This is a genomic window from Shinella sp. WSC3-e (assembly GCF_945994535.1).
Lineage (GTDB): Bacteria > Pseudomonadota > Alphaproteobacteria > Rhizobiales > Rhizobiaceae > Shinella > Shinella yambaruensis.
On sequence record NZ_OZ000530.1, the window covers coordinates 4,132,176 to 4,145,559 of the forward strand.

Annotated in this window: 14 protein-coding genes; 5 read left to right on the top strand and 9 right to left on the bottom strand. The window is 68.8% G+C overall.

Annotated elements, in window-relative coordinates; all coding sequences use genetic code 11:
• Window positions 1-130 precede the first annotated feature (130 nt).
• Complete coding sequence (locus AABF56_RS20245; protein WP_272807307.1) at window positions 131-541, bottom strand: hypothetical protein; 411 nt, start codon at window positions 539-541, stop codon at window positions 131-133.
• Between the two features lie 127 nt (window positions 542-668).
• Here AABF56_RS20245 and AABF56_RS20250 point away from each other — a divergent pair, with 127 nt between their 5' ends.
• On the top strand, window positions 669-1,442 hold the full coding sequence (locus tag AABF56_RS20250) for a helix-turn-helix domain-containing protein (protein ID WP_272807308.1): 774 nt from the start codon (window positions 669-671) through the stop codon (window positions 1,440-1,442).
• Between the two features lie 2 nt (window positions 1,443-1,444).
• Here the strand turns inward: AABF56_RS20250 and AABF56_RS20255 are convergent, their stop codons facing one another.
• The 3 genes from AABF56_RS20255 to AABF56_RS20265 are packed head-to-tail and all read right to left on the bottom strand — an operon-like array spanning window position 1,445 to window position 3,521.
• Entirely contained in the window at window positions 1,445-1,810 is a 366-nt protein-coding gene (locus tag AABF56_RS20255; protein ID WP_244770299.1) for a transporter, read from the bottom strand.
• Window positions 1,807-2,514 carry a class I SAM-dependent methyltransferase gene (locus AABF56_RS20260; RefSeq protein ID WP_272807309.1) on the bottom strand — a complete coding sequence of 236 codons (708 nt, stop codon included), beginning with the start codon at window positions 2,512-2,514 and terminating at the stop codon, window positions 1,807-1,809. Before AABF56_RS20260 ends, AABF56_RS20255 begins: the two co-directional genes overlap by 4 nt.
• 17 nt (window positions 2,515-2,531) lie before the next feature.
• A complete protein-coding gene (locus AABF56_RS20265) occupies window positions 2,532-3,521 on the bottom strand; it encodes a glycosyltransferase (RefSeq protein WP_272807310.1) in 990 nt (329 codons plus the stop codon).
• Between the two features lie 125 nt (window positions 3,522-3,646).
• On the opposite strand from AABF56_RS20265, the gene AABF56_RS20270 reads away from it, so the two are divergent.
• The 3 genes from AABF56_RS20270 (at window position 3,647) to AABF56_RS20280 (ending at window position 7,730) form a co-directional block, all read left to right on the top strand.
• Window positions 3,647-5,464 (top strand): hypothetical protein, encoded by a 1,818-nt coding sequence (locus AABF56_RS20270; RefSeq protein ID WP_443021167.1) that lies wholly within the window; start codon window positions 3,647-3,649, stop codon window positions 5,462-5,464.
• Between the two features lie 81 nt (window positions 5,465-5,545).
• Window positions 5,546-7,132, top strand: a complete 1,587-nt coding sequence (xseA, locus tag AABF56_RS20275; protein ID WP_272807312.1) for an exodeoxyribonuclease VII large subunit — start codon at window positions 5,546-5,548, stop codon at window positions 7,130-7,132.
• Between the two features lie 7 nt (window positions 7,133-7,139).
• Complete coding sequence (locus AABF56_RS20280) at window positions 7,140-7,730, top strand: NAD(P)H-dependent oxidoreductase (RefSeq protein WP_272807313.1); 591 nt, start codon at window positions 7,140-7,142, stop codon at window positions 7,728-7,730.
• A gap of 60 nt (window positions 7,731-7,790) precedes the next feature.
• On the opposite strand, the gene AABF56_RS20285 is transcribed toward AABF56_RS20280, so the two are convergent.
• Window positions 7,791-8,273 carry a MarR family winged helix-turn-helix transcriptional regulator gene (locus AABF56_RS20285; RefSeq protein ID WP_272807314.1) on the bottom strand — a complete coding sequence of 161 codons (483 nt, stop codon included), beginning with the start codon at window positions 8,271-8,273 and terminating at the stop codon, window positions 7,791-7,793.
• Window positions 8,274-8,356: 83 nt separating this feature from the next.
• Here AABF56_RS20285 and AABF56_RS20290 point away from each other — a divergent pair, with 83 nt between their 5' ends.
• Entirely contained in the window at window positions 8,357-9,271 is a 915-nt protein-coding gene (locus AABF56_RS20290; protein ID WP_443021139.1) for an EamA family transporter, read from the top strand.
• On the opposite strand, the gene AABF56_RS20295 is transcribed toward AABF56_RS20290, so the two are convergent.
• The 4 genes from AABF56_RS20295 to pcaF all read right to left on the bottom strand — a co-directional run bounded on the left by AABF56_RS20295 (window position 9,222) and on the right by pcaF (window position 13,317).
• Window positions 9,222-10,010, bottom strand: a complete 789-nt coding sequence (locus tag AABF56_RS20295; protein ID WP_272807316.1) for a pyrroline-5-carboxylate reductase family protein — start codon at window positions 10,008-10,010, stop codon at window positions 9,222-9,224. The genes AABF56_RS20290 and AABF56_RS20295 overlap by 50 nt on opposite strands.
• A complete protein-coding gene (locus AABF56_RS20300; RefSeq protein WP_272807317.1) occupies window positions 10,007-11,260 on the bottom strand; it encodes an aminopeptidase in 1,254 nt (417 codons plus the stop codon). The genes AABF56_RS20295 and AABF56_RS20300 overlap by 4 nt, the downstream gene beginning before the upstream one ends.
• 68 nt (window positions 11,261-11,328) lie before the next feature.
• Window positions 11,329-11,802 carry a Cys-tRNA(Pro) deacylase gene (ybaK, locus tag AABF56_RS20305; protein WP_272807318.1) on the bottom strand — a complete coding sequence of 158 codons (474 nt, stop codon included), beginning with the start codon at window positions 11,800-11,802 and terminating at the stop codon, window positions 11,329-11,331.
• A gap of 309 nt (window positions 11,803-12,111) precedes the next feature.
• Entirely contained in the window at window positions 12,112-13,317 is a 1,206-nt protein-coding gene (gene pcaF, locus AABF56_RS20310; protein ID WP_272804777.1) for a 3-oxoadipyl-CoA thiolase, read from the bottom strand.
• Window positions 13,318-13,384: the final 67 nt, after the last annotated feature.

Consider the following 13,384-nt stretch of genomic DNA (forward strand, 5'->3'; position numbering starts at 1 on the left):
GGCGCGACGGTAGTGCATTTTCCGGGGAAGGGGAATCTCCCCCAGGTGATAGATGACGCGTTGCGCGGGACCTGGAACGGCAGCACCCCCGCTTTTGGCGGGGGCGAAGGGGATGCGGGCATCGGCACGTTCAGGCAAGCGCGGCGCGCTGCTGCCGGCCAAGGCCGATCTGCTTGAGCAGCATGATGTCGGCGACCGCGACGGCGGCGAGCGCGATGAGGCCCATGCCGGCGAAGGTCAGCCCGCCGCTGGCGAAGACGAGGACGGCGAGGCTGCCGATGAGCCAGGCCGTATCGCCGGCGATGGCGACGCGGACGGCAGCGGGCGAAGGCCGCGCCTGCCGGCCGACGGCGACGTGGAAGACGCCCCAGACGACGAAGAAGGCGGCAAAGCCGTGGAGGACGGCCGGCGTCGCATGCGGGCCGACGAGGGTGCCGACCGGGCCGGAGAAGGCGAAGAGGCCGGCGGCCACGGCCAGCGAGAAGACGCCGTCGAAGAGCATGACGGACTTCAGAAGGTTGCGGTTGAGGGTAGCGAACATGGTGGGCTCCTTTCGTTTCGATGGGCCCATCCTGCCGAGGGCGGGGATGCAAACCAATTACCTTGGAGGTAATGGAAATCATGCCGCGCTTCCTGTTGAGTACGCGGGCACCGAACGGGAGGCGACAATGGAATTCGGCGAACACCTGAAGGAATGGCGCAGCCACCGGCGCATGAGCCAGCTGGAGCTGGCGACCGAGGCCGGCATCTCCGCCCGCCATCTCTCGTTCCTCGAGACCGGCCGCTCGCGCCCCTCGGAAGGCATGATCCTGCGCCTCTCCGCCGTGCTCGACATTCCCGCGCGCGACCAGGGCATGCTGTTTTCCGCCGCCGGCTTCCGCCCGCGCTTCGCGACGGCGCCGGCGGCGAGCCTTGCGGCCTTTCCGCCGGCCGTGGCGGAGGCGATCGGCCTCATCCTCGCCCGGCACGACCCCTATCCGGGCGTCGTCTTCGACCATGAATACAACGTGCTCGCCGCCAACCAGGCCTTTCTCGGCCTTGCCGGCATGGCGGGCATCGCGGTCTTGCCGGGCGACAATTTCCTCGATGCCTATCTCGGCCCGACGCCGCTGCGCTCGATCGTCGTCAACTGGGCGCAATCGGCAGCCGACCTCGTGCATCGCATCCGCGCCGAGGCCTGGCTGCAGGGCCCGCGCAGCCCGCTTTCGAAGCGCATCGAAAGGCTGGCCGCCGCCGCCGACATCCGGGCCGCGCTGGAGGCCTTTCCGGAGACGGACCGGCTGCCGATCCTGCCGATCGAGATGAAGATCGGGACAAAGCACTTCAACTGGATCACCACGCTCACCTCCTTCGGCTCGGCGCAGGACGCGCTGGTGCAGGGCGTGCTGATCGAGAGCTTCTTCCCGGCGGATGCCGAAACGCGGGCGCATTTCGAAGGATAGGCTCAGCCGTTGATGACGAGCATGCCGCCGATGATGAGAAAGGCGCCGAGCGCATAGCGCAGCGTCAGCGCCTCGCCGAGGAAGAGGCTGGCGAGGAGCGGCACGAAGCAGAAGGTCAGCGCCATGAAGGAATAGCCGATCGTCAGCGGCACCGCCTTCAGCACGAAGATCCAGATGACGGTGCCGGCCCCGTAGATCGCGAGCGCCAGCAGCAGCAGCGGGTTGAACGCCAGCGCCGCCAGCCCCTTGAGGCCGAAGTCGCCGGTCGTGCCGCTCGTCAGCTTGAACAGCACCTGTCCTGCCGCGATCAGGAGCGGCGTGCCGAGGAGGCCGGCCCAGATCGCGGGGCTGTAGGCGCTCGTCGTCACGCGTCCGGCTCCGCGCGGTCTTCCATGTAGAAGATGTCCCGGCCGATATCGACGCAGACATGGCGCTGCGGCACGGGATGCACGGCGCGCAGGAAGGAATGCGTATAGGGGAAGAAGTTGAAGTGCGGGTTGAAGCTGTAGCGGTATTCCCGCTCCCGCGGCACGACGATGATCAGCCGCCGGCGGGCGATGCGGCGCAGCTCCGCGATCGCCTGGCGGTATTCCAGCACATGCTCGATGACATGGGTGCAGACGACCGTGTCGAACTCGCCGTCCGCGAAGGGCAGGGATTCGATCATCGCCGCGACATATTCGACACCGGCGATGCTCGCGGCATCCTCCACGACGAAATCGACGCCCGCCAGCCGCTTCAGGCCGGGATTGCCCGTCTTGATGTGGCTGAGCAGCGCGCCGGTGCCGCAGCCGACGTCGCAGACGCTATCGCCGAGAATGGAGGCGACGATGCGGTCGATGCAGGCCCGCGAATTGTCCGTGCCGGCATGGACGCGTGGATGTTCGCGATAAAGATCCTCATATTCCGCGGCGGTGAGGAAGGGCGCGCGCTCGCGGAACGTCGCGAGCTTGCCGATATGCTTGCCCCAGACGAGGCTTGCGGCCTGCTTGAACAGCACGGAATCGCGCAGGATCGGCGGCAGCACGTCCTCGATCACGAAACGGATGCGGTTGGTGGTTTCCCTGTTCATGGTCGTCTTCCGTTCGATCAGGCCGCGAGATGCCGCGCCGCCTTGTCCGCCTTGCGGGCGGTGCGGACGTACCGGCCGGCGGACTGGTTCATGTAGTGGATGCGCAGCTGCTCGGCTCTGGCGCGCGCCAGGGAATCGAGGATGAGGCCGGCGGAGAAGACGAGGAACGAGATCATCATCAGGGCGAGCGAGAACACCCAGGTCGGCATGCGCTCGACGAGGCCGGTGCGGAAATAGGCCGCCAGAACCGGCGCCATGAAGGTGAGGCTTGCCGCCATGAAGAGGCCGCTGATCGTGCCGAAGAACACGAAGGGCCGCGTCTCCTTCATCAGCATGGCGAACATCCAGAGGATCTTCGCGCCGTCCTTGAAGGTCGAGAGCTTCGAATGCGAGCCCTCCGGCCGCCGGCCGTAGTCGAGTTCCAGCTCGGCGATCGGCATGCGCAGGCGCGAGGCGTGCACCGACATTTCCGTCTCGATCTCGAAGCCGCCGGAAACGGCCGGGAAGCTCTTGGCGAACCGGCGCGAGAAGGCGCGGTAGCCGGAGAAGATGTCGGAGAAATCGTTGCCGAACAGCGAGCGGAAGAGGGTGTTGAAGATGCGGTTGCCGAAGGCGTGGCCCTGCCGGCCGGCGTCGGCGGTAACACCGCGGCGCGTGCCGACCACCATGTCGGCACCCTCGGTGATCAGCGTGCGGATGAGCTCGGGCGCGTCGGAGGCGGCATAGGTGCCGTCGCCGTCGGCCATGATGTAGATGTCGGCCTCGATGTCGGAGAACATGCGGCGCACCACGTTGCCCTTGCCCTGGCGGCGTTCGCGCACGACGGTCGCGCCGGCCAGCGCCGCGCGCAGCGCGGTCGAATCCGTGGAGTTGTTGTCGTAGACATAGATGCGGGCTGAGGGCAGCGCGGCGCGGAAACCGCTCACGACGTCGCCGATCGTCTGCGCCTCGTTGTAGCAGGGCAGCAGCACGGCGATCTCAAGGTCTTCCAGCAAGGCTTCCGTCATGGCGTGCATTCTCCCGTGCGGGGCGGCCTCATGCGACCCACGGTTTTACTATTTCTTGAGAAGGTTAAGGCTAGGTTTCGGCTGGCTTCCAATGACGGACGAAGGGGCGAAACGTGTCGAAATCCATGCCTGCGGCCCTGCCGTTCGCAACCGGGGACGCGCCTGCCGGGCGCACCGGGATGACCTGGCGCGTGCTCGCCTTCTACAGCCTGCTGACGATCGCGGTGCTGCTCGCGCTGTCGCTGCCCTTCGCGAGCGACTATGTCGGGGCGGACAATGACGATGCGATGCGGCTCGTCGTGGTGCGTGACCTCCTGGCCGGGCAGAGCTGGTTCGACACGACGCAGTACCGTCTCGGCCTTGCGGGCGGCACGCCCATGCACTGGTCGCGCTTCGTCGACCTGCCGATCGCCAACCTGATCAGCTTCTTCTCGCTTTTCGCCGGCCAGCGGCAGGCCGAGGCGCTGGCGCTCGCGGTCTGGCCGTCCTTCCTCGTCGTGCCGGTGCTCTTCGGCGCGGGGCTTGCCGGCTACCGGCTGGGCGGCACCATGGCGATGCATGCGACGCTGGTCCTGACCGCCATCCTCGTCGTGTCGCTCAATCGCTTCCAGCCCGGCTCGATCGACCATCACAACGTGCAGATCGCGCTGGTGACCGGCATTGCGGCGATGCTGCTCTCGCCCGACATGCGGGCGCGCGACCATGCCATTGCGGGCGTGCTTGCCGGCTTTGCCATCGCCATCGGCGCGGAAACGACGCCGCTGATCGGCGCGGTCTGCCTCGTCGTCGCCCTGCGCTGGGCCTGGCACGGCCGTGCCTTCCGCGACGCGGCCACCGCCTTCAGCCTCGCCCTCGCCCTGACGGTGACCGGCGCCTTCTTCGCGACCGTCGCGCCGTCGCGCTATACGCAGGTGACCTGCGACAGCCTGTCCTACGGTTTCTACGCGCTGGCGACGCTGGGCGGCGGCACGCTGTTCCTGACGGCATCGCTGGCGAGCGCCTGGCCGTTCTACGGCCGGCTTGCCGCGCTTGCGGGCGCGGGCGGCGTCGTTGCCGCCGCGGTGCTGCTGATCGCGCCCGGATGCCTTGCCAATCCGCTCGACGCGCTCGACCCGCTGCTGAAGACCTTCTGGCTCGACATGGTCATCGAGGCCCAGTCGGCCGCCGCCCAGTTCCGCCTCGATCCCGCCTCGATCGCCAGCTTCTACGCCACCGGCCTTCTCGCCATCGCCGCCTGCCTCTGGAGCGTGCGTCGCCGCGAAGCCGCCGAGATGCACCTGATCCTGCTTGCGCTGCTGGTCGTCGCCTTCGCCGTCTCGATCATCCAGATCCGCGGCGCGATCTTCGTCTACGGGCTCGCGGCCATCCCGCTCGGCCGGATGATCGCCCAGCTGCGCAGGGCTGCCAATGCGCAGCCGAAGAACCTGAAGCTCGGCCTTGCCTTTGCCGGCCTGACGCTTGCCTCGACGCCCGCCACCTGGGCGCTTGCCGGCGCGCTCTTGCCCGGCCAGTCGGGCGACGTGCTGCGCGCCCAGTTTACGGCGGGCGCGAAGCCGCCCTCCTGCACCGACGAGGCCGTGCTGGCGCCGCTCGCCCGCGAGCCGGTCGGCGTGGTCGCCGCCGTCTCGGATCTCGGTGCGCCGATCCTGCGCTTCACCGGCCACCGCGTGCTCTCGGCGCCCTACCACCGCAACCAGGGCGGCATGCTGACGGAACTGCATATCGGCCTGTCCAATCCCCGGCAGGCCGAAGCGTTCCTGCGCGGCGCCGATGTGACGCTGCTCGCCTTCTGCCCGCGCAACGCCCAGACGAACCTGATCGCCGACGCGGAGCCGCAGGGGCTCTATGCCAGCCTCCTGAAGGGCGAGGTGCCGGCCTATCTCGAACCGGTCGAAGCCACGCAGGGCGCCGTGCTGCGTCTTTACCGGGTGAGGCCCGAATAGCGCGGGGGAACGGCGAAGTGGGCTGGGGATGCCGGCCGCGGCACCCTGTCATCCGCCGGCAAACGCACTACACTTTGCCGCATGAGCTTTTTCCCCGAGACTGATTCGCCCAGCAATCTTGCCGAATATTCGGTGTCGGAGCTTTCCGGCTCCATCAAGCGCACGGTCGAGCAGGCCTTCGACCAGGTGCGCGTGCGCGGCGAGATCTCCGGCTATCGCGGCCCGCATTCCTCGGGCCACGCCTATTTCTCGCTGAAGGACGATCGCGCGCGCATCGACGCGGTGATCTGGAAGGGCAGCTTCTCGCGCCTGCGCTTCAAGCCGGAAGAGGGCATGGAGGTGATCGCGACGGGCAAGATCACCACCTTCCCCGGCTCCTCGAAATACCAGATCGTCATCGAGGCGCTGGAGCCGGCCGGGGCCGGCGCGCTGATGGCGCTGCTCGAGGAGCGCCGCCGCAAGCTCGCCGCCGAAGGCCTCTTCGATGCGGAGCGCAAGAGGCCGCTGCCGTTCCTGCCGAAGGTGATCGGCGTCGTCACCTCGCCGACGGGCGCCGTCATCCGTGACATCCTGCACCGCATCGCCGACCGCTTCCCGGTCCATGTCGTCGTCTGGCCGGTCAAGGTCCAGGGGGAGGGCTCGGGGCAGGAAGTCGCCGCGGCCATCGAGGGCTTCAACGCTTTTGCGCCCGGCGGGGCGGTGCCGCGGCCGGACGTGCTGATCGTCGCGCGCGGCGGCGGCAGCCTGGAGGACCTCTGGAGCTTCAACGACGAGATCGTCGTGCGCGCCGCGGCCGCCTCGACGATCCCGCTCATCTCCGCCGTCGGCCACGAGACGGATTGGACGCTGATCGACCACGCCGCCGACCGCCGTGCGCCGACGCCGACGGGGGCTGCCGAAATGGCGGTGCCGGTGAAGGCCGATCTCGATGCGGAGGTCGCCTCGCTCACCGCGCGCCTGCGCGGCGCCACGGCGCGCCAGATGGACAGCCGCCGGCAGGGCGTTCGCGCGCTCGCCCGGGCGCTGCCCTCGCTCGACCAGCTCCTCGCCCTGCCGCGCCGCCGGTTCGACGAGGCAGCGGCGGGCCTTGGCCGCGGCCTGCAGATGAACACGGCGGGCAAGCGCCGCGCCTTCGAGCGCACGGCGGCGCATCTGCGGCCCGACATGCTGCTCACCCGCATCGCCGAGCGCCGCCAGCGCGTCGCCGACCGCCTGCAGCGCGCCGAACGCATCGTCGAGCGCCGGCTCGACCAGCTCCGCGCGCGCCTCGCCGCCTTCGACGTCTCGCTGCGCGCGACGCCCGCCCGCATCGCCGCGCAGACCGGCCGGGCGCGCGACCGCCTGTCGGGCCTTGCGCTGCGCGCCGAGAGCGCGCTCGCCGGCGATCTCGCCCGCCGCCGCGCCCTCCTGCAGGCGCAGGACCGCATGCTGCAATCGCTCTCCTACCGCAACGTGCTGAAGCGCGGCTACGCGCTGGTGCGCGACGAGGAGGGCGCGCCGGTGAAGGGCGCCGCCGGCCTCGGCCCCGGCCGCACCATCGCCATCGAGTTCGCCGACGGCACGGTGGACGCCGTCACCGGCGCGGGCGGCGGCACGCCGCCGCGCAGGAAGGCCGCGAAGGGCGAGGCGGAGGAGAAGCCCGCGCCCCGCCAGGGCTCGCTGTTCTGAGGCCGGCATGCGCATCCTGCTCGTGCTCGCCCATCCGCTGGAGGAAAGTTTCGCCGCAAGCGTCGCCGGCACGGTGCGGCGGCGGCTGGAGGCGAACGGCCATGCGGTCGATCTGCTCGACCTCTACCGCGAGGGCTTCGACCCGCGCCTGACGCCGTCCGAGCGCGCCCGCTACTTCGAACCGGGCTACGACCCGTCCGAAGCCGAACCTTTCGTTTCCCGCCTGAAAGAGGCGGAGGGGCTGGTGCTCGTCTTTCCGCAATGGTGGTTCAATTTCCCGGCCATCCTGAAGGGCTTCTTCGACCGGGTGTTCGCGCCCGGCGTCGCCTTCGAGAACGATCCGGCCGGCGGGCGCATCCAGCCGCGGCTCGGCAATATCCGCCTGTTCTGGGCGTTCACCACGACCGGCTCGCCCTGGTGGGTGGTGCATCTCTACATGGGCAATCCGGTGAAGCGGCTCCTGAAGCGCGGCATCGCCGCCTTCTGCGCCAAGGGCCTCGATTTCAGGATGGTGAGCCTGCACGACATGGACCGCGCGAGCGAGGAAAAACGCAAGGCGCATCTTGCGCGGGTCGAGCGGCTCGCCGGCCGCATCTGACCGGGAGCAATTCCAGCAAAGGTGCCAAGCGGTCCGGCGTCGGAGAAATGCGGAACTGTGCTATTCGAACGCGGCCAGGAACTTTCGCAACAGGCCGTCCAGCGCCGCGCGGTCTTCCGTGCCGAGCGCCTCCAGCAGGCGATGCTGGTTCTCCACATGGGCCGTCACCGCCGCATCGACCAGCGCGAAACCCTTCGGCGTCAGCGCGATGATGACGCTGCGCCGGTCCTCGGGATTGTGCGCGCGTTCGATGAGGCCCGCCTTTTCGAGCTGGTCGAGCCGGTTGGTCATCGTGCCCGAGCTGACCATGGTGGTGGCGAGCAGGTCACCCGGCGAAAGCCGGTAGGGCGGACCGGCGCGGCGCAGGGTCGCCAGCACGTCGAAGCTCGCGGCGTTCAGCCCGTGCGCCGCCAGCGCCTTCTCGGTTTCCCGGGCAAGATGGGTGCGTAGCCGCGCGAGGCGGCCGAGCAGGCCCATCGGCTCGACATCGAGGTCCGGCCGTTCGCGGTTCCACTGGGCGAGAATTCTGTCGACGTGATCCATGGCGCGACTTAACGGCGCCGTTGTCTTGACGTCAAGATAAAATGATATATCTTGACATCAAGATTCTTTGTTTGGAGATAATTATGTCCCGCGCCTCCGACGTCCTTCTCACCGCGACCGCCCCGGCCATCTGGGGCAGCACCTATATCGTCACCACAGAGCTTCTGCCGGCCGGCTATCCGCTCACCGTCGCCATGCTGCGGGCGCTGCCGGCGGGGCTTCTCCTGCTTCTCCTCGTCCGGTGCCTGCCGCAGGGTGTGTGGTGGCCGCGGACCGTCCTGCTCGGCGCGCTGAACTTCTCGTTCTTCTGGGCGATGCTGTTCGTCTCGGCCTATCGCCTGCCGGGCGGGGTCGCCGCGACGGTCGGCGCCATCCAGCCGCTGATCGTGCTCGGGCTTTCCCGCGCCGTGATCGGCACGGCGGTGCGGCCGCTCGCCGTCTTCGCCGGCCTTGCCGGCATCGGCGGGGTGGCGCTGCTGGTGCTGACGCCCTCGGCGGCCCTCGATCCGATCGGGATTGCCGCTGGTCTTGCCGGCGCGGTCGCCATGGCCTTCGGCACGGTGCTGTCGCACCATTGGAAGCCGCCGGTGCCGCCGCTCACCTTCACCGCATGGCAGCTCACCGCGGGCGGCCTGCTGCTGGTGCCGGTGGCGCTCTGGTTCGAGCCGGCCCTGCCGGCGCCGACGGCGGAAAACCTGCTCGGTTTCCTCTATCTCGGCCTGATCGGCGCGGCGCTCACCTATATCGTGTGGTTCCGCGGCCTCGCACGGCTCGACCCGGCGACGATCTCGCCGCTCGGCTTCCTGAGCCCCCTCGTCGCCGTCGTGCTCGGCTGGGTGCTGCTCGGGCAGGATCTCGGCCTCCTGCAGGTCGTCGGCATGATCGTGGTGCTTGGAAGCGTTTGGCTCAGCCAGCAGGCCCAGGCCGCCCGCCCGGCGCCGGGCAAGGTCAGTCCGCGCCGTCCTGCGCCCGCCGGCGCGCGGCCGTCAGCCCGCTGAAGACGGCATGGGCGAGATCGGCGTCGATCATCGCGGAAAGTCCGGCCGCCGTGGTGCCATGGTACTCCATGAACAGCTCCACGATATCGGCCGGCGTGTCGCTGACGCTCGCCATCTGCGTGGCGGCGCCGAGGAAGAGCTGGCGCACCGCAAGGACCGCCGTCTCCGGGCCGATGCCAGCCTCGATCGCATGGCGGATCATCGCATCCGCCATCAGCGCCGGAAAGGCCGCGCCCGATCCGGTGAGCGCGGTGAAATAGTCGAGTTCCTGCTCGTCGGTGATGAAATGCGGCCGGCCCGAGGCGGCAAAGAAGCGCCGCGCGAAATCCGCCTCCGGATCGCGCACGTCGTCGGTCATGCACCAGGGCGTGAAGGAGAGGCGCTGCTCGGCGCAGGCATTCGGCATCGCCCGCACGATGCGCCGGGCACCGAAACGGTCGCCGATTTCCTCCACCGTCACCCCCGCCATGACGGAGATGACGAAGCGCCCGCGCAGGTCGACGTCGATCTCGTCGAGATCGCCGGGGCGCACGGACAGGACGATGATGTCGCAGGCATCGACGAGGATCGCGTTGTCCGTCGTCATGTGCACGCCCGGCCAGGCCTCGAAGCCTGAAATGTTGCCCGAGCGCGAGGACAGCACGAGTTCGGCCGGCATGACGAGACGGTCGGCCAGCACCGGCCGGAGCAGGGCCCCGGCCAGCCATCCGCCGCCGCCGATCACGCCGAGATGGGTCATGCCCACTCGCCGCCGCGCATGACGGGAACGCGGCTGCCATCGGCGCGCACGCCGTCGATGTCCACCTTGTCCGAGCCGATCATCCAGTCGATATGGATGAGGCTTTCATTGCCGCCCTGCGCGCGGATCTGATCCGGCGTCAGGCTCGCCCCGTTGAGGAAGCATTTCGAATAGCACTGGCCGAGCGCGATATGGCAGGAGGCGTTCTCGTCGAACAGCGTGTTGTAGAAGAGGATGCCGCTTTCCGAGATCGGCGAGGAATGCGGCACGAGGGCGACCTCGCCGAGCCGGCGCGCGCCCTCGTCGGTGTCCAGCACCTTGTTCAGCACCGCCTCGCCCTTCGATGCCTTCGCCTCGACGATCCGGCCGCCCTCGAAGCGCACCTGGATGTCGTCGATCAGCGTGCCCTGGTGGGAGAGCGGCTTGGTGGAGGAGACATGGCCCTCGACGCGCAGGGCATGCGGCGTGGTGAAGACCTCTTCCGTCGGGATGTTCGGGTTGCAGGTGATGCCGTTCTTGGCCGTCGAGGCGCCGCCGTGCCATTCGTGGCCGTCCGCCAGCCCCACGGTGAGGTCCGTGCCCGGCCCCGTGAAGTGCAGCGCGGCAAAGCGCTCGCCGTTCAGCCAGGCCGAGCGCCTGGCAAGGCCCGCATTGTGCGCCGCCCAGGCGGCGACGGGATCGGCGACGTCGACGCGCGAGGCGGCGAAGATGGCATTGGCGAGCTTTTCGACCGCCACGTCTTCCGGGTCGTTCGGGAATACCTGCCTGGCCCAGGACGGGTTCGGATAGGAGACGATGTTCCAGTTGATGTCGAAATTGGCGATCTTCTCCAGCGCGGGCTTGTAGGCCATGGAATTCGCCTTGTTGGCGCGCGCGACCTTGGCCGGGTCCTCGCCGGAGAGCAGCATCGGGTTGTCGCCGGCAATGGCAAGGCGCGCGGCGCCGTTGGCATAGGCCTTGGCCATGCCCTCGTAGAGCCAGTCGCTGGCCCGGTCGAAGCTTTCGTCGGGCGCATGGTGGTAGCGGGCGAGCGTCGCTTCCTCGTCGGCATAGAAGGTGCTGACGAGGCCGGCGCCCGCCTTATAGGCGTGCTTGGTGATGAGGCGGGCGAGCGGCAGGGCGGCGATGGGCGCCGTCATCACGAGATCCTGCCCCTTCTGGAGCTGAAGGCCGACACGCACGGCGACTTCGGCGAGCTTGTCGAGCTTTTGCGGATCGACGGCGGGGGCGGAATTGGCGGGATAGGTCATGGCATGCCTGTCTGTTCTCTTCGGATGAAGGAAACTTAGTGTGCCCGGCGCCGAAAGAGAAGGCGCAATCAGGCGATGACGGCTGCGGCGATCGCCTTCAGCGCCGCCAGCGCGTCGCGCGGGGCAAGGCGCACCTGCAGGCCGCGCTGCCCGCCGTTCATGTAGACCCGGTCATGGACCAGCGCCGCCTCCTCGATCGCGGCCGGCACCGGCTTCTTCTGGCCGAACGGGCTGATGCCGCCGACGACGAAGCCCGTCAGCCGCTCGGCATCCGCCGGCTTCATCATGTTGGCCGACTTGCCCCTGAAGGCGCTCGCCAGCTTCTTCATGCTGACCTCGCGGTCCGACGGCACGATGACGCAGACCGGCTTGCCGTCCACCTCCGCCATCAGCGTCTTCAGCACCCGGCCCGGATCCTCCCCCAGCGCCTCGGCCGCCTGGATGCCGACGCGGTCGGCATCGGGGTCGTAGTCGTAGGTATGGACGGTGAAGGAAACGCCGGCCTTGGCAAGGGCCTGGGTGGCGCGGGTGGTCTTGGACATGGCGGACCCGTCATCGATGCGAGAAGTACGGTCCGCATGGGTGCAGGAGCCCGGAGGTGCTGTCAATGTTGGATTGCCTGGGGCAAGACTTGCGTGAGGGGAGGAGCGCCGCGGTGGCCCGATCTACCCCCCTCTGCCCTGCCGGGCATCTCCCCCTCAAGGGGGAGATTGGCAAGACGCGAAAACCTTGCTTAACCGGCACCGCTGAAGGTGGGCGAGACGGTCCCCCATTCAATCTCCCCCCCTTGAGGGAGATGCCCGGCAGGGCAGAGGGGGGCTCGCGGCGGCGGCAAGAGTGGTGAACGTCCGTCAGACCCGTTCGAGCGCGACGGCGATGCCCTGCCCGACGCCGATGCACATGGTGGAGAGCGATCGTTTCTTTCCGGTGAGGCTGAGTTCCAGCGCTGCGGTGCCGGTGATGCGGGCGCCGGACATGCCGAGCGGGTGGCCCAGCGCGATGGCGCCGCCGTTCGGATTGACGTGGCCGGCGTCGTCGGCAATGCCGAGAGCGCGGAGCGTCGCCAGGCCCTGGGAGGCGAAGGCCTCGTTGAGTTCGATCACGTCGAAGTCGGCGGGTGTGAGGCCGAGGCGGGCGCAGAGGCGCTGCGTGGCCGCGACCGGGCCGATGCCCATGATGCGCGGCGGTACACCTGCCATCGCGCCGCCGAGGATGCGGGCGATGGGGGTGAGGCCGTACTTCTTGACCGCCGCTTCCGAGGCGATGACCAGCGCCGCCGCGCCGTCGTTGACACCCGACGCATTGCCCGCCGTCACCGTGCCGCCTTCCTTCCTGAAGGGTGTTCCGAGCCTGGCGAGCGCCTCGATGGTCGTCGCGCGCGGATGCTCGTCCTTCTCGACCACGACCGGATCGCCCTTCCGCTGCGGGATGGTGACGGGGGTGATCTCCCTTGCCAGCCGCCCGTTCGCCTGCGCGGCGGCAGCTTTCGCCTGCGAGCGAACGGCGAAGGCGTCCTGGTCCTCACGCGAGATGGAAAAATCCTCGGCGACGTTCTCGCCGGTCTCCGGCATGGAATCGACGCCGTACTGCTTCTTCATCACGGGATTGACGAAGCGCCAGCCGATGGTGGTGTCGTGGATCTCGGCATTGCGCGAGAAGGCCGTCTCCGCCTTGGGCATGACGAAGGGCGCGCGGCTCATGCTCTCCACGCCGCCGGCGATGAAAAGCTCCGCCTCGCCGGCCTTGATGGCGCGGGCGGCGGCGATGACCGCGTCCATGCCGGAGCCGCAGAGGCGGTTGATCGTCGTGCCGGAGACGGAGACGGGCAGGCCCGCCAAGAGCGCGGACATGCGGGCGACATTGCGGTTGTCCTCGCCCGCCTGGTTGGCGCAGCCGAAGATGACGTCGTCGACGGCCTCCCAGTCGATGCCGGCATTGCGCGCCATCAGCGCCTTCAGCGGGATGGCGCCGAGATCATCGGCACGCACGGAGGAAAGCGCACCGCCGAAGCGGCCGATGGGCGTGCGGATGTAGTCGCAGATATAGGCCTCAGCCATGGTGTTCCCCTCAAGCAGTTCCAGCAGACGTGCGTAGCGGCTTTGCGGCCGGAAGTGCGTACAACAC

Bases quoted from the DNA above. Each gene is read 5' to 3' on its own strand.
- AABF56_RS20290 (WP_443021139.1), top strand. From the start codon at position 8,357: ATGTCCCGCGCCTCCGACGTCCTTCTCACCGCGACCGCCCCGGCCATC.
- AABF56_RS20260 (WP_272807309.1), bottom strand. From the start codon at position 2,514: ATGAACAGGGAAACCACCAACCGCATCCGTTTCGTGATCGAGGACGTG.
- AABF56_RS20245 (WP_272807307.1), bottom strand. From the start codon at position 541: ATGTTCGCTACCCTCAACCGCAACCTTCTGAAGTCCGTCATGCTCTTC.
- AABF56_RS20300 (WP_272807317.1), bottom strand. From the start codon at position 11,260: ATGACCTATCCCGCCAATTCCGCCCCCGCCGTCGATCCGCAAAAGCTC.
- AABF56_RS20295 (WP_272807316.1), bottom strand. From the start codon at position 10,010: ATGACCCATCTCGGCGTGATCGGCGGCGGCGGATGGCTGGCCGGGGCC.
- pcaF (WP_272804777.1), bottom strand. From the start codon at position 13,317: ATGGCTGAGGCCTATATCTGCGACTACATCCGCACGCCCATCGGCCGC.
- AABF56_RS20270 (WP_443021167.1), top strand. From the start codon at position 3,647: ATGCCTGCGGCCCTGCCGTTCGCAACCGGGGACGCGCCTGCCGGGCGC.
- AABF56_RS20285 (WP_272807314.1), bottom strand. From the start codon at position 8,273: ATGGATCACGTCGACAGAATTCTCGCCCAGTGGAACCGCGAACGGCCG.
- xseA (WP_272807312.1), top strand. From the start codon at position 5,546: ATGAGCTTTTTCCCCGAGACTGATTCGCCCAGCAATCTTGCCGAATAT.
- AABF56_RS20265 (WP_272807310.1), bottom strand. From the start codon at position 3,521: ATGACGGAAGCCTTGCTGGAAGACCTTGAGATCGCCGTGCTGCTGCCC.
- ybaK (WP_272807318.1), bottom strand. From the start codon at position 11,802: ATGTCCAAGACCACCCGCGCCACCCAGGCCCTTGCCAAGGCCGGCGTT.
- AABF56_RS20280 (WP_272807313.1), top strand. From the start codon at position 7,140: ATGCGCATCCTGCTCGTGCTCGCCCATCCGCTGGAGGAAAGTTTCGCC.
- AABF56_RS20250 (WP_272807308.1), top strand. From the start codon at position 669: ATGGAATTCGGCGAACACCTGAAGGAATGGCGCAGCCACCGGCGCATG.